The organism is Oceanidesulfovibrio marinus, assembly GCF_013085545.1.
In the GTDB taxonomy this organism is placed as follows: Bacteria; Desulfobacterota; Desulfovibrionia; order Desulfovibrionales; family Desulfovibrionaceae; genus Oceanidesulfovibrio; species Oceanidesulfovibrio marinus.
This window is the reverse complement of sequence record NZ_CP039543.1, coordinates 4,112,978-4,137,873: the sequence shown is the minus strand read 5'-3', so window position 1 is coordinate 4,137,873 and position 24,896 is coordinate 4,112,978. Positions and strand designations below refer to the sequence as shown.

The 24,896-nt window shown below is 63.7% G+C and carries 22 protein-coding genes; 17 read left to right on the top strand and 5 right to left on the bottom strand.

Features of this window, described 5'->3' with window-relative positions; translation table 11 throughout:
* Positions 1 to 95 precede the first annotated feature (95 nt).
* Positions 96 to 1,358 (top strand): EAL and HDOD domain-containing protein, encoded by a 1,263-nt coding sequence (locus E8L03_RS18245; protein WP_171268111.1) that lies wholly within the window; start codon positions 96 to 98, stop codon positions 1,356 to 1,358.
* A 16-nt stretch (positions 1,359 to 1,374) separates the two neighbouring features.
* Positions 1,375 to 3,771 (top strand): response regulator, encoded by a 2,397-nt coding sequence (locus E8L03_RS18240; protein ID WP_171268110.1) that lies wholly within the window; start codon positions 1,375 to 1,377, stop codon positions 3,769 to 3,771.
* Between the two features lie 121 nt (positions 3,772 to 3,892).
* Here the strand turns inward: E8L03_RS18240 and rpiA are convergent, their stop codons facing one another.
* The 4 genes from rpiA to E8L03_RS18220 form a co-directional block, all read right to left on the bottom strand.
* Complete coding sequence (gene rpiA, locus E8L03_RS18235; protein WP_171268109.1) at positions 3,893 to 4,588, bottom strand: ribose-5-phosphate isomerase RpiA; 696 nt, start codon at positions 4,586 to 4,588, stop codon at positions 3,893 to 3,895.
* A 145-nt stretch (positions 4,589 to 4,733) separates the two neighbouring features.
* Positions 4,734 to 5,468 carry a 6-phosphogluconolactonase gene (gene pgl, locus E8L03_RS18230; protein ID WP_171268108.1) on the bottom strand — a complete coding sequence of 245 codons (735 nt, stop codon included), beginning with the start codon at positions 5,466 to 5,468 and terminating at the stop codon, positions 4,734 to 4,736.
* Positions 5,469 to 5,485: 17 nt separating this feature from the next.
* On the bottom strand, positions 5,486 to 6,436 hold the full coding sequence (locus E8L03_RS18225; RefSeq protein WP_171268107.1) for a glucokinase: 951 nt from the start codon (positions 6,434 to 6,436) through the stop codon (positions 5,486 to 5,488).
* Between the two features lie 206 nt (positions 6,437 to 6,642).
* Positions 6,643 to 8,106 carry a tetratricopeptide repeat protein gene (locus E8L03_RS18220; protein WP_171268106.1) on the bottom strand — a complete coding sequence of 488 codons (1,464 nt, stop codon included), beginning with the start codon at positions 8,104 to 8,106 and terminating at the stop codon, positions 6,643 to 6,645.
* Between the two features lie 352 nt (positions 8,107 to 8,458).
* Between E8L03_RS18220 and E8L03_RS18215 the strand changes: the two genes are divergently transcribed.
* Genes E8L03_RS18215 through E8L03_RS18205 form a run of 3 tightly spaced genes read left to right on the top strand, consistent with a single transcriptional unit; the run spans position 8,459 to position 10,473 of the window.
* Positions 8,459 to 9,691, top strand: coding sequence for a glycosyltransferase (locus E8L03_RS18215; RefSeq protein WP_167512423.1), 1,233 nt, complete (start codon positions 8,459 to 8,461; stop codon positions 9,689 to 9,691).
* 48 nt (positions 9,692 to 9,739) lie between these two features.
* The gene (locus E8L03_RS18210) at positions 9,740 to 10,006 is read left to right on the top strand and encodes a hypothetical protein (protein WP_144305050.1); all 267 of its coding nucleotides are present in this window, start codon (positions 9,740 to 9,742) and stop codon (positions 10,004 to 10,006) included.
* Positions 10,003 to 10,473: a hypothetical protein gene (locus tag E8L03_RS18205; protein ID WP_144305051.1), complete on the top strand. Its 471-nt coding sequence runs from the start codon at positions 10,003 to 10,005 to the stop codon at positions 10,471 to 10,473. Before E8L03_RS18210 ends, E8L03_RS18205 begins: the two co-directional genes overlap by 4 nt.
* 151 nt (positions 10,474 to 10,624) lie before the next feature.
* On the opposite strand, the gene E8L03_RS18200 is transcribed toward E8L03_RS18205, so the two are convergent.
* Entirely contained in the window at positions 10,625 to 10,897 is a 273-nt protein-coding gene (locus E8L03_RS18200) for a TMEM165/GDT1 family protein (protein ID WP_144305052.1), read from the bottom strand.
* 333 nt (positions 10,898 to 11,230) lie between these two features.
* Between E8L03_RS18200 and E8L03_RS18195 the strand changes: the two genes are divergently transcribed.
* From E8L03_RS18195 to E8L03_RS18140, 12 genes are all read left to right on the top strand, one after another.
* A complete protein-coding gene (locus tag E8L03_RS18195; RefSeq protein ID WP_144305053.1) occupies positions 11,231 to 12,667 on the top strand; it encodes an MBOAT family O-acyltransferase in 1,437 nt (478 codons plus the stop codon).
* A gap of 4 nt (positions 12,668 to 12,671) precedes the next feature.
* Positions 12,672 to 13,811 (top strand): alginate O-acetyltransferase AlgX-related protein, encoded by a 1,140-nt coding sequence (locus tag E8L03_RS18190; RefSeq protein ID WP_171268105.1) that lies wholly within the window; start codon positions 12,672 to 12,674, stop codon positions 13,809 to 13,811.
* Between the two features lie 267 nt (positions 13,812 to 14,078).
* Positions 14,079 to 15,080, top strand: coding sequence for an HD-GYP domain-containing protein (locus tag E8L03_RS18185; protein ID WP_171268104.1), 1,002 nt, complete (start codon positions 14,079 to 14,081; stop codon positions 15,078 to 15,080).
* A gap of 115 nt (positions 15,081 to 15,195) precedes the next feature.
* Entirely contained in the window at positions 15,196 to 15,819 is a 624-nt protein-coding gene (locus E8L03_RS18180) for an NYN domain-containing protein (protein ID WP_167512424.1), read from the top strand.
* 182 nt (positions 15,820 to 16,001) lie between these two features.
* The gene (locus E8L03_RS18175) at positions 16,002 to 17,114 is read left to right on the top strand and encodes a BMP family ABC transporter substrate-binding protein (protein ID WP_171268103.1); all 1,113 of its coding nucleotides are present in this window, start codon (positions 16,002 to 16,004) and stop codon (positions 17,112 to 17,114) included.
* A 64-nt stretch (positions 17,115 to 17,178) separates the two neighbouring features.
* Positions 17,179 to 17,838, top strand: a complete 660-nt coding sequence (locus E8L03_RS18170) for a phosphoribosyltransferase family protein (RefSeq protein WP_144305058.1) — start codon at positions 17,179 to 17,181, stop codon at positions 17,836 to 17,838.
* Positions 17,839 to 17,847: 9 nt separating this feature from the next.
* Positions 17,848 to 19,410 (top strand): ABC transporter ATP-binding protein, encoded by a 1,563-nt coding sequence (locus E8L03_RS18165; protein WP_171268102.1) that lies wholly within the window; start codon positions 17,848 to 17,850, stop codon positions 19,408 to 19,410.
* Positions 19,407 to 20,576: an ABC transporter permease gene (locus tag E8L03_RS18160; protein WP_144305060.1), complete on the top strand. Its 1,170-nt coding sequence runs from the start codon at positions 19,407 to 19,409 to the stop codon at positions 20,574 to 20,576. Before E8L03_RS18165 ends, E8L03_RS18160 begins: the two co-directional genes overlap by 4 nt.
* On the top strand, positions 20,566 to 21,498 hold the full coding sequence (locus E8L03_RS18155; RefSeq protein WP_171268101.1) for an ABC transporter permease: 933 nt from the start codon (positions 20,566 to 20,568) through the stop codon (positions 21,496 to 21,498). Before E8L03_RS18160 ends, E8L03_RS18155 begins: the two co-directional genes overlap by 11 nt.
* A 96-nt stretch (positions 21,499 to 21,594) precedes the next feature.
* Positions 21,595 to 23,112 carry a flagellar hook protein FlgE gene (locus tag E8L03_RS18150; RefSeq protein ID WP_171268100.1) on the top strand — a complete coding sequence of 506 codons (1,518 nt, stop codon included), beginning with the start codon at positions 21,595 to 21,597 and terminating at the stop codon, positions 23,110 to 23,112.
* A 43-nt stretch (positions 23,113 to 23,155) separates the two neighbouring features.
* Positions 23,156 to 24,283, top strand: coding sequence for a hypothetical protein (locus E8L03_RS18145; protein ID WP_171268099.1), 1,128 nt, complete (start codon positions 23,156 to 23,158; stop codon positions 24,281 to 24,283).
* 190 nt (positions 24,284 to 24,473) lie between these two features.
* Entirely contained in the window at positions 24,474 to 24,860 is a 387-nt protein-coding gene (locus E8L03_RS18140; RefSeq protein ID WP_144305064.1) for a response regulator transcription factor, read from the top strand.
* The last annotated feature ends 36 nt before the right edge of the window (positions 24,861 to 24,896 follow it).

Here is a 24,896-nt window from a genome sequence, read left to right as displayed (position 1 = left end):
AAAACAGAGCCTTCTATTATTAGAGGCTTATCGTCGAACCATCGGCGTGCACCAGTCTCCCCCCCACGCATTGCCAAATTGCCTTGAGCGGACACATGCAGCAGGACACGCACACATACCACGACGTCTACCTGGCCAAGCAGCCTGTTTTTGATGACGCCGGCTCCCTGTGGGGTTTCGAGCTGCTCTACCGCGGCGACCTCAACGCCACCTCCGCCCAGTTCACCGACAGCGATCTGGCAAGTCTGGCAGTCACTGCCGCCGCCGGCCTGTGCACGGAAGCGGACCTGAAGGGCGGCTTGCACATCGCGCTCACGTTCTCCTCGAAGAGCATCATCTCCGGCGTGCCGGAAGCCCTGCCGCCGGAGAACCTCATCGTGGAGGTCCAGGAGGCGCAGGCCCTCGACCCGGAGCTGAAGCCCGCGCTGACCCGGCTGGCGGAAAAGGGCTACCGGATAGCCGTGGCCGACTACCAGGCGCGGACCGGTGCGGAGTGGCTCGTCTCCCTGTGCGACTTCCTGCTGATCGACGTCATCGGCTTCGAGCCGCGCGAGATCATCCACATCGTCACCACCGGCAAGTCCTTCGGCAAGACGCTCATGGCCAAGAAGGTGGAGGACGTGACCACGCAGCAGCTCGCCGCCTCCCTGGGCTGCACCCTGTTCCAGGGCTACTTTTTCAAGCACCCGGAGATCGTCGCCCACCGGACGCTGAGCTCCCACGAGGCCGGCCGCCTGCGCCTGCTCAAAATAATCCAGCGCGGCGATCTGGAGCTGGAGGAGCTGACAGAGGCCATCCGCTCCGACGTAGGCCTGAGCTACCGTCTCATCAACTACCTCAACTCCCCGTTCTTCGGCATACGCCACACCATCCGCTCGGTGGAGCAGGCCGTCACGCTGCTGGGCTGGCGGCAAATTGTGGACTGGCTGCGCGTCATCATCCTGGCCGACTTTGCCGTCGGCGATACCGGCCGCGAGCTCGCCTTTGCCTCGGTCCAGCGCGCCCGCTTCCTGGAGCTGGCGGCCCACTCCCTGGGCTCTGACGAGGAGGCGGCCAAGACGCGCTTCCTGCTCGGCCTCTTCTCCCTGCTCGACGTCATGCTCGCCACGCCCATGGACGAGCTGGTGGACCCGATGAACCTGGACACGGAGATAGCCGTGGCCCTGCTGGGACAGAACAACGAGTTTGCCCGCTGGCTCGGTCTGGCCATCTCCTTTGAAAAGGGCGATTGGAAAGGTCTGGACGCCGCGGTCAAGAGCATGGACCTCGACCCTGCCGTCATCGCGCGCAGCTATGCCGAGGCGCTGGATTGGACCTCCATGCTGATGATGGAGATGCCGTCCAACGACGGCCGATAGACAGGAACACATGGTCATGAAGGCACAGGATTCTTCGCCCCGGCTTGGCTGGTCCGGTGCTGTCGGACGTGGAGCCCCGACGTTGCTCGCCGCCGGTCCGCATGCAGTTGCGGCCATGGAGGCGAGGCGCGATTCGTACGACAACGTCATCTGTGTGGAAAACGGCCGCGAGGCCCTGCTTGCCGCGGCCCGGCACAAACCAGAGATCGCCGTGGTGGACGCCGGCCTGGAGCCTGACGGCGCCGTGCCGCTGGCGGCCTCGCTGCGCTCCATGACCCCTGCCCTCCCCGTCATCTATTTAATGGACCGCGAGGATTCCGGATTCCTGGAGGACGCCGCCGCCCTGGGACCGGCCATGTTTGTGCCTGGCGACTCCGCTCCCGAGGTGCTCGACAAGGCCCTCGAAGCCACCGCCCGGCAGGTCATGCGCCACCGTGAGCTTGCCGAGTACCGCCGGATCACGGAAACCATGCTCGACGGCATGCAGCAGCCAGCCCTGCTGGTGCACCCGGTCAGCCTGCTCATTCTGCAGGCCAACGACAGCGCCCAGCAGCTCGGCCTGCACGCCGGCGATACTTTCAGCGGACCGTTTTTCCGCGAAGATCTTTTCCCAAAAGCAGACTCCTTTGCGGCCCATGAGGATTTCGACGCCGCCCTGGCCCAGCTGAACGCTGTTCCCGCGGCAGAGGTCCGCGCCTACGACCGCTGCTGGGAGATCTCCATGAACCGCGTGGCCACCTGGGGCGTGCTGGTCACGGCCACAGACGTGACCCACCGGGCCATGGTCCGCGAGGAACTGGAAGGCCTGGTGGACGAGCGCACACGCGAGCTGATCCGCTCCCGCGAGCGCCTGGAGCTGCTGGTGGACAACCTGCCGCTCATGATCCGCGCCTTTGACGAAAACGGCGTGCACATTTTCTGGAACAAGGAGTGCGAGCGCGTGACCGGCTATTCCAGCCGCCGCATAGTGGGCAACCACGACGCCGCTTCGCTGCTCTACCCCTCGGCGGACACGGCCCCGCCGCCGGACCTGCCAGGCACCTACCGGGAGCGCGAGGTCGTCATCCGCTCGGCAGAGGGCTCTCCCCTGGTCACGGCATGGACCAACATCTCCAAAGAGTGCCCCATTCCAGGCTGGGCCAACTGGGAGACCGGGCGCAACGTGACTCTGGCCAGGGAGCTGGAAGGCCAGCTGCGCACCGCCCGCGAAGCGGCGGAAACAGCCAACGAGGCCAAGTCCTCCTTCCTCGCCAACATGAGCCACGAGATACGCACGCCCCTCAACTCCATCCTGGGCTTCACCTCCCTGACCCTCAACTCCGAGCTCAGCGACGAGCAGCGCGAGAGCCTGGGCTATATCCGCGCCTCGGCCCGGGAGCTCCTCGATATCATCAACGATATCCTCGACATCTCCAAGATCGAGGCCGGCCATGTGGACCTGATGCAGGAGGTCTTCTCCATCCGCGCGATCATCGACGAGACGGTCAACCTGTTCCAGCCGCAGCTTGCATCCAAAAAGCTGGCGCTGACGTTGCGCATCGATCGCGACACCCCGCAGTTTGTAATTGGCGACCAGACGCGACTCCGCCAGGTGCTCACCAATATCATCTCCAACGCCATCAAGTTCTCCAGGCAGGGGGAAATTCGCGCCCGGGTGGAACCCGCCGGCGCCGACGAAGACCAGGACGGCCCGCTCATTCACTTTGCCGTGCGCGACCAGGGCGTAGGGATTCCGCACGACAAGCTGTCTACAATTTTTGACACCTTCACACGACTGGAATCCACCGCGAAAAATGTCCAGGGAACTGGACTCGGGCTGGCCATCTGCAAGCGCCTTGTCTCGCTGCTGGGCGGCATGATCTGGGCTGAATCCGAGGTCGGCGAGGGCTCGGTCTTCCATTTCACCGCGCGTTTCGGTCTGCCCGGCGCGACCATGGATGCGCCATCCTACACCCGCGAGCAGAACATGGCGCCCACACGCCCGCTCTCCATCCTGGTGGTGGACGACGACCAGGGCAGCCGCCGCATGCTGGCGCGCACCCTTGTCTCCAAGGGGCACGAGGTGGTCACCGCCACCACGGGCAGCGAAACGCTGGAGCTGCTCTCCCACAACGGCTTCGACTGCGTGCTCATGGACATCCGCCTGCCCGGCATGGACGGCCTGGAGACCACCCGCCGCATCCGCAGCGGCTCCTTTGCCGGCGTCAGGACGGACATTCCGATAATCGCGGTGACGGCCTTTGCCATCAAGGGGGACAAAGAGCGCTTCCTGGCCGCCGGCATGGACGACTATGTGGCCAAGCCCGTGGACTTCGCCATCCTCGACAGGATTCTCGCCGGGGTCGTCTCCCGCGGCGCGTCGGGCGAGGAGACCCCGCTGCTCATCACCGGCAGACACAAAGGCCGGGGCTAGCCGCCGCAGCCTGGCATCTGACAGGCAACCTGCCTCTATCTCTGGATAAAAGGACCCTCACGCCAGCGCGGCTGGCGCAGGCAACGGGAAACAACAAAGGAGCTCCGCCCCGTCGTGCTGCCTAGCGGCGCAGTGTGCGCAGGCCCTCCGGACCGGCCACCCGCGCCTCCTGGGCCATGTTCAGAAACAGACCGTGCTCCATGATTCCGGCGCGCGACTCCAACGCCTGCGCCAAAGCGTGGGGGTCGTCCATGGGGTCGAAGCGGCAGTCCAGAATGAAGTGGCCGTGGTCCGTGGTAAACGGCTCGCCGGAGTCGTCCTGCCGCAGATCAGCAGACATTGCGCCGAGTGATTTGATGAATCGCTGCTGCGCCTGCCAGCCGTACTTGGCCACCTCCACCGGCAGCGCCCGCTTCTCGCCCAGCCGCGACACGAACTTGGTGTAGTCCACAATCAGGATGATCCGCCTGCTGTTCTGGTGGACGATCTTCTCGGAGAGCAGCGCCCCGCCGCCGCCCTTGACCGCGTCGCACGTCTCGGTCAGCTCATCGGCCCCGTCGATGGTAAGGTCCGCGCCCTCCACCTCGCCCAGGTTGACCACCCCCATGCCCTTTTTCCTGGCTTCCCTGGCCACATGCTCGGAGCACGGCAATCCTCGAATATCATGCAGTTCGCCGCTGTCCAGCAACCGGGCGATCTCGCGGATGGCGTGGATGGCCGTGCTGCCGTGGCCCAACCCCACCACCATACCTGGCCTGACCTCCGCCACGGCGGCGAGCGCCGCCTCCCGCTTATACTGATCCAGTGACTCGCTCATGAATGGCTCGCAATGTTTGAGGATACTTCCGGGCGGAACAATCCGGCGTGCAAAAAGGAAAATGCCATCGCGGGGCGATGATTCCGCAACAACATCTCCGATACCTACAAATGTTGAAGTTTTTCCTGCAACCTCCTGCATGGACTCATGGTTTCAGGAGATACCAAATCAGGCAGTCCTGCGGCCGGACCTCCGCGGCCGGCAGCATGGCAGCCTGGGGGTCGCCGCTTTCCATGGCTTCGAAAAGCTGCAGCTTGGAGCTCCCGGTCAGCATGAAGAGCACGCAGCGGGACTCGTTCAACGACCGCGGCGTCAGGGTGACGCGATCCACCCGCGGCGCCATTCCCTCCGACATCTCTGCGGCGGACACGGCGGCGACTCGGGCCGTGTTTTCCTGCCGCGCCGCGGCCTTGGGAAAAAGCGACGCCGTGTGGCCGTCCCCGCCCATGCCGAGCAGCACGAGATCCAGGCGGCCCGGACCTTCCGCGCAGCCGTCTCCGTCCAGAATTCTGGACAGCTCGGCATCGTACGCCGTCGCGGCTTCCGCCGTACTTTTGCCCACGGTTTCTATGGGATGCACCCGCGGCCGGGCATGGTCCAGAGCGCCGAGCAGGTGCTCCTGCGCCATGTGCAGATTGCTGTCCCCGGAGTCGGGCGGCACCATGCGCTCGTCGCCCAAGAACACATCGACCTGCTCCCAGGGCAGCCCCGGCAACGCAGCCAGTCGTTCGTACACGGGTTTGGGCGTGTTGCCGCCTGCCAGAGCCAGTGTTGCGCGGCCCCGCGCCTCCACGGCCTCGACAATCAAAGACGCGATCTCGCGCGCCGCCGCATCATTGAAGCTGTCGGCATCCTTGAAGTATCTGAGAAACTTTTCCACGGTATCTCCGGCCAGACTCAGCTGACCAAATCCAGCTTCTGCGCGCCGAGATAGCCAGCGCCCCACAGGCCGGATTTTTCGTTGCGGTTGAGCCACACTGGAATCTTTTCCAGCAGGTACCCATACGTCGGAGACAGGACGAACTCATTGCGGAAGGCGTCACAATCCACGAATGACGGGTTCTTTGCGGCCACGCCCCCAGCGATGTAGACCCCGCCCTGCGCCACCACGGCCAGTGCGTAATGGCGCGCGGCCCGGCCATAGAACCGGGAGAACCACTCCATCACGCGGGGCTCGGCACGCTCGGAAACCTCCTTGGGCTCCAGCCGTTCACCGGTCAGGAACTCGTGGATGTGGCTGAGCCCCGGCCCGGTAACAACAAGATCTCCGTATCCATATGGAATGCTGAGCTTCTTCCGTAAAAATGCATGGAACGCCTCTTCCTCCTCGCCGATGAACGAAAAGGCAATATGGCCCATTTCCGAGGCAACCGCCGTTATCCGGCCCGGCGCGCCCATGGTCACCGCGGCATGGCCAAGACCGGTGCCGGCCCCGACCACGGCTACCGTGGCATCCTCCACGGCCTGGCCCGTTTTTATCTTTTTGGCGTCGCGGATGGCCTCGGTGCGGGTGGCATAGGCCTGGGCTTTGAAATCATTGATAAGGGTCAGCTTCTCTTGATAAAATTTGTTGCTGCTCTTCTCCAGATCGATATTCCAGGTAACGTTGGGCATGGAGACGAACACGCCGCGGTTCACAGCCCCGGGCACGGCGAACACGGCCGTGTCCACGTTGTCGATGTCGATATCCAGCTCCGAAACGCGGGAGACCAGGTCGGAGAATGACTCGGCGTCGGCCGTCTCAAAGATATCGGTCCGCTCCAGGCTGAGCGTCCCGCCGCTCTCGATGGTGAACAGGCCGAACCGGCTGGATGTTCCGCCGATGTCGGCCGCTAGTATGGTAGCCATGTCCTCTCCTGGTGGCAGCGCGGCTTTCCCGGTTTTTCGCGGCGTTTCCGCCATGTTGCCTCCCACGGTATCACAGCTTGAGCGCCAGCGACAACCAAAGAGCGCGAAGCAGCGACATGGCGAGCATGCCATCGCCGGAAATGCAGAGCTACGCCGCATAGCCGTAAAAAAGCCATGCGGATCGCCTTCTCAGGGATGGAGAGACGCTACTCGTCGGACAGCGAGTCGAGATCGTGGGACTGTTGGGAGTCGTCGCCCTTGCCGTTCTTGTCCGGCTTTGGCGGCTTTGGCGGCTTGCTCAAGAGCTTGGCGCGGAGGTTGCGCGCGTCCTTGTGCTTGGCGGCGGAGGAGAGCAGGTCGTCCAGCGCGCGGATGGCGGACTTGTTGTCGCCCTTGAATGAGAGGAGCAGCGCATACGCCCAGAGCAGGTCCGCGTCCTTGGGAGCCAGCTTACGCCCCTGCTCCAGCAGGCGCAGCGCCTTGTCCAGCCGGCCGCGCTTCACCAGAGTCTGGGCCACGGCGCCGAAGGGGTGAACCGTGGTGATGCCGCGCCGCTTCATCTCCTCGTGCATGGCCAGTCCTTCCTCGAACCGGCCACACCAGATGAAGCTCTGGCAGGCGCGGCCCAGGAAGTAGCAGGAACGGTTCCAGTCCCCCTTGCCGCGGAAGGCGACGGCCAAGCCCTTGTACGCCTGGGGAGAACCGGGCTTGAGCTGCAGCACGGCCGTGAAGTTGCGGATCGCCTGGGTATAGTCCTTGGCCGCGAGCGCCTCCTTGCCCTTGGAGAAGTGGCGCCGAGCCGTGACAGCCGTGGACTCCTTGGCGGTCTCGGCGGCGTGGTCGCGCTGCTTTTTCGCGGAGCCGTTGCCCCCTGTCTGGCCGTCAGATGCATCCGGCGTATCCACTGCCGCATCGGAATGCGGCGTTTCGCCATACGCTGCCGAGGGTTCCTGCGCCTTTTCCACGGCAAAGGCGCTGTCGTTCTCGTTGAAGCTGACCCGGAAATGGATCGAGTCGCGCAGCCGTTGAGTGGAGCCCAGGAACTCCGGGTCGTCGAACCAGTTGACAACGGCGCGTTCCTCTTCGGAGAGGGACTCGTCTTCCCTGTTGTCCTCCTCGGGCCGGGTCTCTTCCAGCTCGAAAAGCGTATTGCCCAGTGCATCCAATGGCTTGGAGTCCGGGTTGGCGGCAACAGGACCGTCGCCGGCCTGGGTCGGGGGATTGTTCTGCGGCTGGGGAGCGGCGGGTTGGGCCGTGGGTACGCCGCCTCCGATGTCGAAGGGGTTGCTGGAGTCGTTGCCCATGCGCTCGCGATACTGCGCGGCCACGGGCTCCGGCAGGGATGCGATGACCTTGCCGATGACCTCTTCGAGCTTGTCTGTGGAGAAAGGCTGGCTCAGGCTGAAGAGGCTGCCGCGCTCCTTGAGCTGCAGCTTCAGCTGCTTTGCCGAGCCGTCCTTGTCCCGAAGCATGACAATGTAAGGGATGGGCGGGTCGGCCTTCTCCAGGGATTCGAGAAAGGCGAAGTTGCTCTTGGAGGCAATGGTCCAATGGGCTATGACAAAATCGAGGCAGCCTGGAATGGCGCCGGGCTTGCTTGTCCCGGACTCTCCAATATCTTCCGCCAAGTGGCCGGTGCAGGCCACCTGGTTCAGCACGATTTTTGCCATTACCGGGTCCGAATCCGCTATAACGACTCGGAACCCTGAGGAGTTACTCATACCGCAGCCGCCTCGATGCGACATGGGGGGTCCAATGTCACGACACAACGACACCACAGCAAGCGATAGAGACGGCGCCCCCTGCCCTCTCTGACACTCAAGCCTGGTGAGACTAAAACTTTAAATGATTGTATATGGCATTCCCTGAAAATAAACAAGAGGTTCTCGAAATCCTACCTGGTAGGTAGCGTACCTTGCCACTCCCATTCGGCCAAGCGCTTCAGGGACGGACCAGGGGCACATGGCGAGTTGCCGGCATGGTGCAACGCGTAATTTTCTCGTACAACGGCACCACCAAACCATGCACAGAATCTGTCACATCATAACCGGCCTCAACGTGGGCGGCGCGGAGCGGCATCTGGCCGCCCTGCTCTCCCGGCTGGAGGCCGGCCCGGATGATGCGGACGGCGGGGACCGGCAGAGTTCAGCAGCCGGCGGCTTCCACAACGAGGTCATCAGCCTGCTGGAGCCCGGCGCCATGGCCGCGGAGCTTGGGCGCATTCCGGTTTTCAGCCTGGGCATGGACCGCGGCCTTTCCGCGCCGCACAAATGGCCCGGGGCGATGCGCCGCCTGGCGCGCCTTCTGGAAAGCCGGCCGCCGGACCTGGTGCAGACGTGGATGTACCATGCCGACCTCGCCGGCGCGGCAGCCATACGCCTGGCCCATTGGCCGGGAAAGAAGCCACCGCTGGTGTGGGGTTTGCGCAACGCCTATGTTTCCAAGGGCGCCGTGCGGCTCTCCACGCGCGGCGTCATCACGATGCTGGCCCTGCTCTCCCGCCGGCGCAGCTCCGGACCCGCCGCGATTATCGCGCCGTCGCAAACGGCCGTGCGCATACACGCCAAGCTCGGCTATGCCGCAAATACGCTGGCCGTGATTCCAAGCGGCGTGGACACGGACCGCTTCCGGCCGGATGCCGGGGCGCGGGCCCGCCTTTTGGATGCTGCCGGCATTGCCGATCCGGACGTTCTGCTCGTGGGGTTCGTCTCCCGCTGGGACCCGGTGAAGGATGTGCCTGGGTTCCTGGCCGCTCTGGCCGCCCTGCCGGAAGACATGACCCCGCGCGTGCGGGCAGTGCTCATGGGAACCGGGCTGAACCGCGAGAACCGCGAGCTCGCAGCCATGGTGGATACTCATCCGCTCAAACAATCCATCCGCCTGCTGGGGGTGCGCGGTGATCTGCCGGCGCTGTTACCGGGATTGGATGTTGCGGTGAACAGCTCGCGCGGGGAGTCGCTGCCCATGGCCGTGCTGGAGGCCATGTCCTGCGGCGTGGCGTGCGTGGTGACGGATGTGGGCGACTCGGCCATCGCCGTGGGGAAGACGGGGTTCGTTGCGCCGCCTGGCGACGCCGGAGCGCTGGCCTCGGCCATGGCCGCCGTGTTGCGGCTTCCGGACGAAGAACGCCGCGGGCTGGGCTCTGCGGCCAGGGAGCGCGCGCTCTTGGAGTACGGCCTGGACCGGTCGGCCGCCCGCTACGCCGCTTTGTACCGTACGCTCATCGCCGGCCGCGGGTTGACAGAGTTCATCTGAATGCGTTTTGTAATGGATGCAGGCAACCGTCAACCCAGGAAATCCACCATGCGAACATGCTTTTTTCTGCTGTGCATCGCCCTGGCTCCGATGCTTTTTGGAGGCTGCGCGCCCAAGGACCCGGGCGGCATGCTCGCCGCACCGCTCGGCGGTCCGCCGCCGGATGCGGATCACGGGTACGCGCTGAGCTCGCTTCTTGGCGTGGACCCCGCCTATCTGCGCATCGACGGGAGCGCCAGCGGGGGCACCAGCGAGAATGCCGGCGCGGCAACCGACACGACAATCGACACAAGAGCCAAGGAGACGGCCCAATGACACATCTCTTCCGGAATATCGCACCGCTCCTCGCCGCCGTGGCCATCACCCTTTTCGCGGGCTATCCGGCCCATGCCGAGGAGGTCAACGAGTCGGGCTGGTTCGTGCCGGACGTGAAGGCGTACGGGTTGGAGCTGCCTGCATTCACCACGGAAAAGGATCTGGTCTCGCGCTGCCCCGGGCGGGAGCACGTCCAGACGCTTTGGATGGTCAACGGGTTCCGCTTTCCGGACGAGGCGCGCGCCAAGTACGGCATCAAATCCGGCGACGATCTCGTCCTCGTGGCCGTGAACACGCTTCAGGGCAAGGTCAGCTCGATGTTCATCGACACCGACCTGAAGTACCCGATGGAGATCACCCTGGTGGACCCCGAGGGCGACGGCGTGTTCAGCGACATGTACGGCCCCGACGAGAAGCACATCGACACGCCGGACTGGATTCTCAAGCTCTGCGGGAGCACACCCTAGTAAGGTTGTTGCAAAAGTCCTCCCACGGCGGGCTGTCCAGAGACCACGCTTGCAGAGTGCAAGAAAAGTTCGAGGCTGACGCGTTCACAAGGGACGCGCGGGTTTGAACTTGTTTTCAGCACACAGCCAGCGGGAGAGTTCCAACAGCCTGTCAGAGCTTGTCGAAGTAGATGAGCACGCCGATGATCACAAAGCCCACGGCCGCGACCTTCTTCACGACATCCGCGGGAATGTACTGACAGATAAACGAGGCAAAGGCCACGCCCAGTGCGCTGACCAGCACCAGGGCCAGGGAGGAGCCCAGGAGCACGGTCCACGGTTTTTCCGTCTTTGCGGTAAGCAGGATGCACGCCAGCTGCGTCTTGTCGCCGAGCTCGGCCACGAACAACGTGCCGAAGGTGGTTGCGAGCAACTTCCAATCCATAACGGGGTTCGTCCTTTCTTATGGTTCCAAGGGCTGGAGTGGCCGCCTGGGTCGTTTTTGTGCAGCGGATATCCTGACGGGCCATACCGCTGCCGGTTCTCCGAAGTACCGAAAGCGCATGTATCGGCTGTGACGACTCCTTGCGTCAAGCATCACCGCCACATACGTTCCGGGCCATCATGACATATTCTTTACAAATCGGGCCAAAACAACAACGACTTATTGCCAAGCCCGGCCATTTGCAGTAGGAGGCATTTCCGCAATGAGGTTGTCCGCCCGGCGGACCAGATTTTCCAAACCTTTGCCCCTTCCCTCTTCGGGTTTTTCTGACCGATGGTATTCAGCTCGCCACTTTTCCTGTTTCTCTACCTGCCCCTTGTGCTCGGCATATACCTGCTGGGCGGCAAGAAGCTGCGGAATTTCATCCTTTTTGCGGCGAGCATCTTCTTCTACGCCTGGGGAGAGCCGTTCCACGTCGGCCTGCTCCTCGCCTCCATCGGCCTCAACTTCATATTCGGCCTGCTCATCGACACGCCGGAGTCAGGCAAGTCCCGCCGCAAGCTGCTCCTCGGCGTCGGCGTGGCCATCAACCTGCTCCTGCTGCTGCACTTCAAGTACGCCAACTTCATCGTTGTAAACCTGAACCAGCTGGCGGCGGACCTGGGCACCGAGCCGTGGATCACGGAGTATCACAGGGTCCACCTGCCCATCGGCATCTCCTTCTTCACCTTCCAGGCCGTCTCTTATCTCATAGACGTATACCGCGGACTGTCCCAACCGCAGAAGAGCCCGCTCAAGCTCGGCCTGTACATCTCCATGTTCCCGCAGCTCATCGCCGGGCCCATCGTGCGCTACGAGCACGTGGCCGCGGAGATGGAGCACCGCGAGATGACGCTGCCCATGTGGTCCGTTGGCGTGCGCCGCTTCGTCATCGGCCTGGCCAAGAAGGTCTTCATCGCCAACACCATGGGCGCGCTGGCCGACCAGGTGATGACTCTGCCGCCCAACGAGATATCCACGTCCCTCGCCTGGCTCGGCGCCATCTGCTACACCATGCAGATCTTCTACGACTTCGCCGGGTACTCGGACATGGCCATCGGCCTGGGCCTCATCTTCGGCTTCCACTTCCCGGAGAACTTCAACTACCCGTACATCTCGCGCTCGCTCCAGGAGTTCTGGCGACGCTGGCACATCACCCTGTCCACGTGGTTCCGCGACTATCTGTATATTCCCTTGGGCGGCAGTCGCCGTGGTTCCGTGCGGACATACGTGAACATTGCCATCGTTTTCACCCTGACGGGCATATGGCACGGCGCGAGCTGGAACTTCCTGTTCTGGGGCGCGTTCCACGGCCTCTTCCTGATTTTCGAGCGGCTGGGCCTGAAAAAGGCGCTGGAGCGGCTGCCGGCCGTGGTCTCGCATGTGTACTGCATACTCGTCTTCGTCATCGGCTGGGTCTTCTTCCGCATCGATGACATCGGTGAAGCCTGGCGCTATGTGGGCGCAATGTTTGGCATGCACAGCGCCAAGCCGCTGTTCGACACCAGCATTTACGTCAACACGGAGCTCGTCATCACCCTTGCCCTCGCCTTCCTCTTCAGCATGCCGGTGGCCCCATGGCTGGAAAACAAGGCCGAAATGCTGCGCTCCGGTCCGGGTCGGACCGTCGTAGCCAGCGTCCAGGGCGCTTTCATGGTGCTGATGCTGATGATCGCCGTGTTCTACACCGCGAGCTCCACCTACAACCCGTTCATCTACTTCCGTTTCTAACGCCATGTCCGGAAAGCCCAAAGCATACGACGCGGCCCGCGCAGAGGCGAAACGCTATCCCGGCGAGAGGCTCGTCCTTATTCTCTTCTTCGTGTTCATGCTCGCCCCGCTGGCGGCCAACCTGTTGGGCCTCGAGTTCTTCACGGACAACTTCGAGAAGCGTACCAAAGCGACGTTCCCGCCCTTCAACCTGCAAGACAAGAACATCTACCGCTTTCCGACGCGGTTCAATGAATACTTCAACGACCACTTCGGCCTGCGCGACGTGATGATCCGCGGCTACGTGACGCTCAAGAAAGACGTGATGCACGCCACCCAGATCAACAAGGTCATTCTGGGCGAAGGTAAGTGGCTCTATTTCAAGTACGAGACTCCCGATGGAGATCCCATCGCCACATACATGGGCACCAATCTGATGACCGGCAGGGAGCTCAGGCTGTACACCAAGGTGCTCAACTCATGGAACGACTGGATGAAGGAAAAGGGCGTTCCGATGCTGCTGATGATCCCGCCGGACAAGGAATCCATCTATCCGGAGTACCTGCCGCCACAGGTGAAGAAGGTGCGGGACTACAACAGAACCGACCAGATACTCGATGCACTCAAAAAGGATACGACGTTCCCGGTGGTCAATCCGTGCCCTGCTCTGCTGGAGCACAAAAAAGAGCCGCTCTTCCTGCACACGGACACCCATTGGACATCACTCGGCGCGTTCTTCGGCTACCAGCAGTTCATGAAAACGGCCGCCACCATGCTGCCGCAGTGGAACCTCAGGATTCCAGAACGGGACGACTTCAAGTGGACGCTGGTTCCCTATCCCTCGGGCGACCTGGGCCGGATGCTCATGAACTTCGACCCGAAGCTCGACCGCAACCTGGCCTTCGAGCCCAAGCCCATCGCCAAGCGCGAGGGGCCGAAGCCCAAGCTGCTGTTCTTTGGCGACTCTTTCTCCTGGGGACTCATGCCTTATCTGAAGTTGCAGTTCGAGGTACATCGCATAGCGCTGGAAGACGCCGTTTACAAAACCACGTTCGAAGATGTCCTCCCCTCCTCGTTCCTGGAGAGTTTCAAACCCGACCTCTTCATGTTCGAGGTTGTGGAGCGCAACGCGCACATACTCAAGACGATCGGCGTTGAGCAATGATCCTTGGCGCCCCTTTGCCGTACGTGAATCACCCCGAGTAATCACCCGACAGGCGCCGGAATGCATCCCTGCGCCCGTTCCGACGACTGGGCACGCCCTCCGTGCATGGGGCCGTCCCGGATGATCATGGCCGCCCGTTTATGGGCATGATTGCACGACAGGCGGGCCTTTCGTCACATCGCGTTCTCTGTCTTGCATCCAGGGTTCGATTCCATATATGGTGATTGCTGGTTCACGCATTCACCTCTTTCCCCCACACGATACTCCATGCAACCTTCCCCCAAGCAGCAAGAACAGACAGAATCCGGCAAAGGGCCCCGCTTCATACCCTTTTCGCCCCTTTTCATCCTCCCCTCCACCCGCTCCGGCTTCACCGTTCTGCTCAACCAGAACGATCGCCTTGTGCTTTACGCCAAGGGCGGGGACATATTCACCGAGGCGCACCGCCAGCGCCTGCTGGAGATGGGCGTGGAGCGCGTCTACGTCCGCGCCGAGGAGAAGGGATTTTATGAAGAGTACATGCGCAGCCATCTGGGCGAGCTGCTGGACGACGAAACCATCCCGCCGGAGGACCGCGCCGCAGCCTGGTACCAGACCTCCATCGGGATCACGCGCGAGATATTCCAGAATCGACTTTCCACGCCGGCCACAGGCAAGCGTTTCGCCCAGATAGAGGGACTGGTCAAAGACACCTCCGCCTACCTGGCCGATCCCAAAGCTCTCAAAAAAATCGCGGCCTACATCCAGCGCGGCTTCCATCTCTACGACCACGCCCTCGGCGTCATGGTGCTCACGGTCTCGCTCCTGCGCACCTTTCCGCAAGCGGACGATGAGCTCCTCTTCCGCGTGGGCATGGGCGCCATACTCCACGACATCGGCAAGACCACCCTGCCCGAGTATCTGCTGCAGAAGCGCTCCGACCTCATGACACCGGAGGAGCGGCGCCTGTTCCGCACCCATCCGGCCGCCGGCATCGCCGTGCTCGCGGGCATGACCCTGGAGAGCGAAACCCTGCACTGCATCCTCTTCCACCACGAGCAGTCCGACGGCAAGGGCTACCCTGCAGGCGTGGCCAGCCAGGAGCTGCCGCTGCATGCCCGCGCCCTCATACTCTGCAATGCCTATGACAACCTGACCCGCGCCACCCCTGACGGCCCCGCCAAAAACCCCTTCGAGGCCCTCACCCAGATCAAAGCTGATAGGGAACGCTACGATATCGAGTGCATCAAGCGGTTGATTATGGTACTTTCCAATGCGGAAATCGCGTGACGCTATGCCGGAAAGCACAGATTCTCAAGAAAACTGGCTGCCTGAGCTGGGGAACCACCACCCAGGCGCCATGTTTATTCATAAGACCCGGTACCATATCCCAAAAAGGACAGTCATGAAGACATCTATTTTCATCGACGGTGGATTTCTGAAATCGAAGTATCGCCAGTACAACAATGCATTCCCCAACGCCGAGGAAGTCGCAGCCATCTGCAACGACAAGATCATGGGCTCGCCCCAGCTCAAGGACGACTTCCTCTTCCGCATCCACTACTACGACTGCCACCCCTACGCCGGCCACATCACCGACCCTGCCACCGGCGACACCGTAGACTACAGCCAGACCCCTTCGGCCAGGGCGCAGGACAACTTCCTGCTGCGGCTCTCCGAGCAGGAGAAGTTCTTCATGCAGGTGGGCGAGCTGGTCTTCAACGGCTGGCGGCTGCCCCCGGACAAGATAGAGGAAATCCTCTCTGCCGGCGCCAACCTGAGCTCCCAGGACCTCATCCCGGACTTCCGCCAGAAGCAGGTGGACATCAACATCGGCCTGGACATCGCTTGGCTGGCCACCACCCACATGGTGGACAAGCTCGTGCTCGTGGCCGGAGACTCCGACCTCACCCCGGCCATGGCCTTTGCCAGACGCCACGGCCTGCTGGTCTACCTGGCCACTCTCGGCCAGACCGTGAAGCAGGAGATGATCCGCAACTCCGACGGGCTCATCAACATTTTCATCTGATTCCGCTCTGACTTTTCCGCTGATCCTCGGGGCCATCGCGCCGGCTGGCGTGCGGTCCCGATTTTTTTGTCCTGTCTCTGGTTTGTCACAGCGTTGACAAACGCGCTTTGACGCGGGCATTGATTGAGTTTGTCCGGACGTCAAAACATCAGCGGATTATCACTCTTTCCAGGAGACTCGTCATGCAACGCACAATTCGTTTCGTCGCGCTCTTTTGTGCCCTCGCCGTATTCTGTTGCGCGGCCGCGGTGGCCAACGCCGCCGAGAAAAAGGACAAGGTAAAGGCTGCCTTCGCCCTGCTCGAAACCATCGACGACCAGGGCTGGACCACCGCCCATTACGACGGCATCCAGTACCTGCAGGAGAAGCTCGGCGACAAGGTCGAGGTCGGCTACACCGAGAACGTCATCAACCCGGCCGACGCCGAGCGCGTGCTCCGCGACTACGCCGAGCAGGGCTATGACGTCATCTTCGCCACCACCTTCGGCCACATGGACCCGGCCCTGCAGGTGGCCAAGGACTTCCCGGACACCACCTTCGAGCACTGCTCCGGCTACAAGACCGCGCCCAACATGGGCACCTACTTCGGCCGCATGTACCAGGCCGAGTACCTGGCCGGCTACATGGCCGGGCTCATGGGCTACAGCAACGTGGGCACCGTAGCCACCCAGCCCATTCCCGAGCCCATCCGCGGCATCAACGCCTTCACCCTGGGCTTGACCCGCGGCCTGGACGAGGCCGGCATCAAGTACGATCCCGAGAAGATCAACACCGTGACCTGGCTCAAGGCGTGGCGCGATCCCATCAACGAGACCACCCTGGCCGAAACCCTGGCCGCCCGCGGCCACGACCTCATCCGCCAGATGGCCGACACCCCGGATTCCGCCAAGGCCGCCTGCGCCGCCGGAACCCCGGCCATCGGTTACGGCGTGGACTCCGCCAAGTACGGCGCCGACTGCGCCCTGGTCTCCACCGAGTGGAACTGGGGCCCCATCTACGTGCAGCAGGTCCAGCAGGTTCTGGACGGCGACTGGAAGATGCAGGAGTACTGGGGCGGTTTCGAGGACAACGCCATCAAGATCTCCGAGTTCAACAAGGACGTGCCCCAGGACGTGCAGGACAAGGTCAACGCCGTGAAGAAAGAGTTCGAGGCCGGCAACGAGGCCATCTTCACCGGCCCCATCTACGCCCAGAACGGCACCCTGATGGTCAAGGAAGGCGAGCAGGCCTCCGACGGCGACCTGCTCACCATGCGCTGGCTGGTCAAGGGCGTCTCCGGCTCCATCCCCGAGTAACCGAACATCGAACCACAGCGGCCGCGGCGTTGCCAGTCGCGGCCGCTCCTTTCAGGAGCGCTCCATGGCGGATATCTTCACGAGCCGCGAGTCCGGCGACAAGCACCGACTTACTGTGCCCGGCCTCGCCTACGACATCGAGATACCCTACGTCCTGCTTCCGCGCGAGGATGGCGCACGCATCAAGATCGCCTCGCTCAACCTTGTGGGACAGACCCGGCTCAACCGCGATCTCGGCGGGCTTCTTGCCCGGCTCGTAAAGACAAAGATACCGGACATGCAGGGCGTGGCCATGCTCTGCGTGGTGGAAAAGGCGCTCCAGCTCGCCCAGGTCACGGCCATGGAGCTCGGCCTGGACGAAACCGCCATCGCCTACAACCGCATCAAGCCGCACATGGAGCCGGATCGCCGGCCCGTCATCCAGATCGGCGTGGACTCCATCACCAGCGGCGACAAGTTCCTGGCCCTCTACGAGCGCGATATCGAAATTTTGCGCAACGCCACCCGCGGCGTCTTCATCGTGGACGACGTCATCAGCTCCGGCGGCACCATGTTCGGCGCCGTGGACCTGGTGGAGGCGTGCTTCGAGGAGATCGGCGCAGCGGCTCCGCCCATTCTCGGCTTCTACTGCGTGGCCACCGAGGGCGTGCCCCAGCTCAACCTGCCCGCACCGGTGGAAAGCCTGGCCACACTGCCCGTACCCGAGATTCTGCCCAAGCCCTAAACCACCGCCATGACCGCCGCATCACCCCTGCTCACCTGCCGCGGGCTCACCAAGCGCTTCGGCGAGGTGGTCGCGAACAAGTCCATCGACCTCGACGTTTACGAGGGCCGCATCCACGCCCTGCTCGGCGAGAACGGCGCCGGCAAGTCCACTCTCATGTCCATGCTTGCAGGCCGGCTGCGGTCGGACGAGGGCTCTTTCAGCCTGCGCGGCGAACCCGTGACCTTCAGCGCGCCGGCTCAGGCCCTGGCCGCCGGCATCGGCATGGTCTACCAGCGCTTCATGCTCGTGCAGGGCCTGACCACGGCCGAGAACATCCTGCTTACCGCGCCTGCCAAGGCAAAGCGCGATGACTACCTGGCCCGCGCCCTGGACCTGGCCGAGCGTTTCAAACTGGAGATCCGGCCCAAGGCCCGCGTGGCCGAGCTCTCCATGGGCGAGCGCCAGCGCGTGGAGATCCTCAAGGTCCTCTGCCGCGACGCCAAGCTGCTTATCCTGGACGAGCCCACGGCCATCCTTACCCCGCCGGAGGTGGAGACCCTTTTCGACGTGCTCTCTCGCCTGCGGCAGGAAGGCCGCGCCATCATCTTCATCACCCACAAGCTGGAAGAGGTCCTGGCCCTGGCCGACGAGATATCCGTGCTGCGCAAGGGCCGCATGGTGGCACGCAACCTGGACCCGGCCATGATCCACTCCAAGCGCGAGCTGGCCCGGCTCATGGTGGGCCGCGAGGTGGTGCTCTCCATGCCCGGTCCGGACAGCGAGGACGGTGCTGACGGCTCGGATGACGAGCCCGCACCCGCGCAGATCCAGGACGAGGAGCCGGTCATCCAGGCCAGGAACCTTGCCGGCGGCGGCGAAAAGGGCCGCCCGGCGTTCCAGAAAATCTCCTTCGACATCCGCCGCGGCGAGATATTCGCCGTGGTCGGCGTGGCAGGCAACGGCCAGAACCAGCTCACCGCCTGCCTGGCGGGCATGGAGCCCTTTTCCAGCGGCGCGCTCACCTTCGCCGGCCGCAACTACACCTATCGATCCTGGAAGCCGCCGCGCGGCGCCCTGGCCTACGTGCCGGAAGACCGCCACCGCACAGGTAGCGTGCCGTCCATGAGTATGGTGGACAACTACCTGCTGACCACGCTGGACCGCTTCCGTTCCAGACTGGGCGGGCTGGACCTGGAGGCTGCGCGCCGGGCCACGCGCCAGGCCATCGAGGACTTCGAGGTCGCGGCCGCGGACATCCACGCCGAGGCCGGCCATCTCTCCGGCGGCAACCTGCAGAAGTTTCTTCTGGCGCGAGAGCTCTCCCGCGAGCCGGACCTGTTCATCGCCGAGCAGCCCACCCAGGGCCTGGACATCCGCGCCGCCCGCGAGGTCTGGCGCGCCCTGCTGCGGGAACGCCAGCACCGCGCCATCCTCCTGGTCACCGGCGACCTCAAGGAGGCCCTCTCTCTGGCAGACCGCATCGCAGTGATGTTCCGCGGCCGCTTCCTGGAGGTCATGGACCTGCACGATACAAAAGACGAGCCGCCGCTGGAGCGCATCGGCATGCTCATGGCCGGGGTGCAGGCATGACGGCGGCCACACAGACTTCCGCACAGAACGCGGGCCGGCGGCTCTCGCCCAACACCTCCCGCGCGCTCTTCGCACTGGGATTCGCCGCGCTCTTCGCACTGGTCAGCGGCGGCGTCATCTTTGCCTGCTACGGCAAGAACCCTTTCGAGGCATACTGGCTCATGGCCCAGGGCGCCTTCGGCTCCTGGTACTCGCTCACCGAGGTGCTGGTGAAGGCCGCGCCCTTCACCTACACGGGCCTGGCCGTGGCCCTGGCCGCCACCATGCAGCTCTGGAACATCGGCTGCGAGGGCCAGCTGGTCATGGGCGGCGTCTTCGCCACAGGCACGGCGCTGTTCATCGTACCGGAGTCCCCGGCCCTTGTGGCGCTGCCTGCGGTGATCATTGCCGGCGCATTGGGCGGCGCGCTCTGGGCGCTGGTTCCGGCCGTGCTCAAGGTCACCAGCCGCGTCAGCGAGATTCTTTCCACGCTGCTGCTCAACTACGTGGCCATCATCTTCATGGAGCACCTGTTCTACGGTCCCTGGCGCGATCCGGCCGGCATGGGCTTTCCCGGCACGGCCATGATCAGCGAGGCGGCGCAGCTCCCGCGGCTTTTCGGCACGCGGCTCCATCCGGGCCTCATTGGCGCGCTTTTCTTCGCGCTCCTGCTGTACTGGGTCATGTCGCGCAGCGCCTGGGGCTACCGGGTGCGCACCGCTGGCAAGGGGCCACAGGCCGCGCGCTACGCCGGGTTCGACTCCGGCCGCCTCACCCTCACCGCCATGGCCGTCAGCGGCGCTCTGGCCGGACTTGCCGGCATGGCCGAGATCACCGGCCTGCACCACAGGCTCCAGGCCGGCCTGGCCATCGGCTACGGCTACGACGGCATCATCGTCGCCTTCCTGGCCCGGCTCAACCCGCTGGCAGTGCCTGTCGCCGCAGTGGCGCTGGGCGGTCTGATGGTCGGCGGCGAGCAGCTCCAGTCCCGCCTGGGCCTGCCGGCGTCCATCAGCATGGCCCTGGAGGCCGCGTTGCTGTTCGGCGTGCTGGGTGGCGAGGCTCTGGCCAGATGGCGCGAGAGACGCAACGCCCTGCGCGCTGCGGCCGTGGGGAACGAGGACTCCCCGGCCGGTTCCACTACAGATACTCAGGATGGTTCCCAGGAGGACCGCAATGTTCGGTGACGCCGCGTTCATCCTCCAGATATCGCTCAAGTCCTCGGTGGCCGTGCTGCTGGCAGCCTTGGGTGAAACTTTGGCCGAGCGCAGCGGCGTGCTCAACCTGGGTCTGGAAGGCATGATGCTCATGGGCGCGCTCACCGGCTTTGCCGTAGGCTACGCCACAGGCAACCCGTGGCTGGCCGTCACGGCGAGCTGCTTCGTGGGCGGGGCCATGGCCCTTATCCACGCGTTCTTTTCCATCACGCTCAAGGCCAACCAGGTCCTCTCCGGCCTGTCGCTGACCATGCTCGGCATGGGCCTGTCCAACTTCCTGGGCCGCGGCGTCATCGGCCGCTCCGGCATCCGCCTGGGCCAGATGCCCATCCCCGGCCTGTCGGACATCCCGCTGCTGGGCAAGGCCGTGTTCACCCAGTCCATCTTTGCCTACGCGGGCATCGTGTTCACCGTGCTGCTGGCGCTCTATCTGTCGCGCTCGCGGCAGGGGCTGATGATCCGCGCCGTGGGCGAGGACGCCGCCGCGGCCGACACCGCCGGCATCAACGTGGTCCGGGTGCGCTACATCTGCACCGTGGTGGGGGGCATGCTCTCCGGCCTGGGCGGGGCGTACCTCTCGCTGGTCTACACGCCTGGCTGGAAGGAAGGAATGACCGCCGGCCAGGGCTGGATCGCCATCGCCATGGTGGTCTTTGCCACGTGGAAGCCGTCGCGCGTGCTCGTGGGCGCGCTGCTCTTCGGCCTGCTCACCTCTCTGCAGTTCTACTTCCAGGTCACTGGCGTAGAGCTGGTGCCGGTCTATGTGCTGCGCATGCTGCCGTATCTCCTCACCATCGCCGTGCTCGTGCTGGTGAACCGCGTGCTCATGCGCCGCGGCGCAGACGGCGCTTCCGGCCCGGCCGATCTGGGCGTTCCCTTCTCCCGCAGCTGATCCGTCTGGCACGGTCCCTGCTCTTCTCCCAGTGCCACCAATCACGGCGGCACTTTTTTCCGCTCTGGGAACACGAACCCAAGGAACGACTACACCATGCTGTCATCACTTTATATCGGCGCAACAGGCATGAAGACCCATGCCAGCGGCATGCAGGTACTGAGCAACGACATCGCCAACGTGAACACCGTGGGCTACAAGGACGCGGACTATCGGTTCGCGAACCTGTTCAGCACGGAGGTCGCCTCCCAGAGTAACGGCGTGACCGGATACTCACAGCTGGGAATGGGCGCAAGCCTGCACGACATCAAGACCAAGTTCACTCAAGGCGCCGTGCTGCCCACCAACCAGGCCACGGACATAGCCATTGCCGGCAAGGGCTTCTTCAAGGTCGTGGACAGCCAGGACAACAGCGAGTTCTACACCCGCGCCGGCAACTTCATTTTCGACTACCAGGGCGTGCTGCGCGACCCCAACGGCCTGGCCGTGCAGGGCAAGCCCGTCACCGCCGTTGCCACAGACGGCACGCTCACCCTGGGCGCCACCTCCGACATAGCCCTGGACATCGGCACGGACGGCAATGTCTCCATGCCGCCGAGCGCCACGTCCAACGTCTCCTTTTTCACCAACCTGGATGGCGACAATGAGATAGAGGATGCGGCCAATCCGTACTTCTCGCTGCTCACGGCGTACGACGCCACGAACGATCCGCCGCTGAACCCGGCCTACAGAGACACCATGCGGGTCTACGACTCCAATGGCGTGTCGCGCAGCCTCAACCTTTACTTCGACAAAGTCGGTACGGAAAACGGCGTGACCACCTGGGAGTACGTGATCGCCGGCGATCCGGATGTCGACGGCTCCAACCTCGCCGGGGGCGCCGGTGCGGGCCTGCTCCAGTCCGGCACCATGAGCTTCAACTCCTCTGGCCAGCTCATCAGCCAGTCCGCCTACAACTACACGGGCGACGGCTCGGACCACACCGCGCTGGACGACTGGACACCGGCAAGCGTGAACAGCGACGGCATCCCTTCGTTCACGGCCAGCTACTCCGACGGCTCCTCCGCCACCATCGGCCTGAACCTCGGCTTCCAAAGCTCGACAGGCCAGTGGCAGGGCGGCACGGGCTCCGCCGCCGGAGTGACCAGCGCCAGCGACCTGGTCTCCCTGAATGCAACGCGCGCGGCCAATGCCTCCTCCAGCTTCCCGGGCCAGGGCTCCTTTGCAAAGTTCACCGACCAGGACGGCTACACCGAGGGGTTCCTGCAGGGGATCAAGTTCACCCAGGAAGGAGTCATGATGGGCTCGTTCTCCAATGGTGAGACCGCACCGCTCTATCAGCTTACCCTGTACAACTTCACCAGCGAGGACGGCCTGAGCCGCGAGGGCAGCAACCTCTACGCCGCCACGCCGGATGCAGGCGAGGTGACCGAGAACCTGCCGGGCGAAGGCGCGGCCGGCACAGTGAGCGACCACTCGCTGGAGCAGTCCAACGTGGACCTCGCGCGGGAATTCACCCAGATGATCACCACGCAGCGGGGCTTCCAGGCCAACTCCAAGGTCGTCACCACGTCGGACGAGGTGCTCCGAACGGCGCTCAGCATGAAACGCTAGACACTACTTGGCGAAACCCGCCGGTATCGGATATGGACCGTCCATGAGACGAATTCTCCCCGTCGTGCTCGCATTGGTTCTGGCCCTGCCCGTTTCCGCACACTGTGCGGAAGCAGCCCCTCAGGTCCGGCTGCGCCATCTGGATCTCGCCGGTCCGGCCGCCTCGCCGCAGTCCCAGCTTTCCGGCCTGGCCTGGCACGGGGACGAGCTGTTGCTGCTGCCGCAGTTTCTGGACTTCATGCCCCGGCCGCAGGAAGAAGCCGCCGGCGAAAAATCGGACACGCCCGGGCGCACGTCGCCGCGCATCTTTGCCATAGACCGCGCGCAGATCGTAGAGGTTTTGCAGAGCGGCACGCCCACGCCAATCATGCCGCGGGAGATCCCCGTGGACGGGCCCGACTTCCGCAAGCGCATTCCCGGCTACGAAGGCTTCGAGGCCATCGCCGTGCAGGGCGACTCGGTATTTCTGCTCATCGAGTCCCGGCCCGTGCGCTCCAAGCCCGAGATGCGCGGTTTCCTGGTCTCGGGAGAGCTCACAAACGGCCGGCTCGTGCTGAACGACCCTGCGGCCGAGCTCACGCCGCCTGCCGAGCTGGCCAACATGTGCTATGAGTCCGCCTTTATCCTGGGCGATACGGTCTGGGCCTTGTACGAGGCCAACGGCGCTAATGTGAACCCCGCGCCGGCAGCCCTGCGCTTCGCCCTGGACGGAACGCCGCTCGATCCCGCGCCTTTTCCCCATGTGGAGTACCGCATCACCGACGTAACCGCCGTGGATAAAGATGGCGGGTTCTGGGCCGTGAACTTCTACTGGCCAGGCGAGCGAAAGCTGCTGAAACCAGCCGAGGACGAAATCGGAGCGCGTTGGGGATCGCCTGCCGGGAGTACGGGGGACCATGCCGGCGTGGAGCGGCTGCTGCGCTGTCGGCTCACGCCTTCAGCCGAAAAGGCCGAGGCAATCGCGCTGGCGGACGAGCCGCCGGTGAACCTGGAGCCGTCCCTGCTGCCCAGCAACTGGGAGGGCGCGGCCGAAATCGCCTTTGATCTGAACGGACATACGGTGCATGGGTTGCTGCTGGTCACGGACACCTATCCGGTCACGCGGTTCGCCTTTGCGCCGCTGGACCAGGAACAGGGCGGCGAGGTCCACACGGGAGATGTTTCCCAATAGAAAACTGCCTCTTGAATACGCTGGGCGTTCTGAGCACCCTCCGCAGGCATGCTCCCGGCTCAAGTGATTGCAAACTTTGAGCAAGCCGGGTATAAGATTTCTTTCAGCATACTGGTTGAATCGGGGGGATCTGGCTTGTCTGGGCGCTATTATTGCGCGGCTACGGGGGCGAATCGGATCAAGGATTGTTATGGGCAAAAAACTCCTTATCGTTGAAGACGAACTGCACATCCGCACGCTCCTCGAACAGGCGCTCGAAGACCTCGAAGAGGAATACGCCGTGGAGATCCTCACGGCTTCCGACGGCGAAGAAGGCCTTGCCATCATTCGCCAGGAGCGGCCCCAGGCCGTGTTCCTGGACATCATGATGCCCAAGATGAACGGCTACGAGGTGTGCCGCGCCATCAAGCAGGACCCGGAGCTCAAGGACACGATCATCGTACTCCTCACGGCCAAAGGCCAGGAAGCCGATCGACGCAAAGGGCTGGAGATCGGTGCGTACGACTACATGACAAAACCTTTTGATCCGGACGAAGTCGTCGAGTTGGCCAAAGAGCTTCTCCAGATCGTCGATTAGCCGCGCCACCTTCGCCACCATGCGTTCCTACCCCGT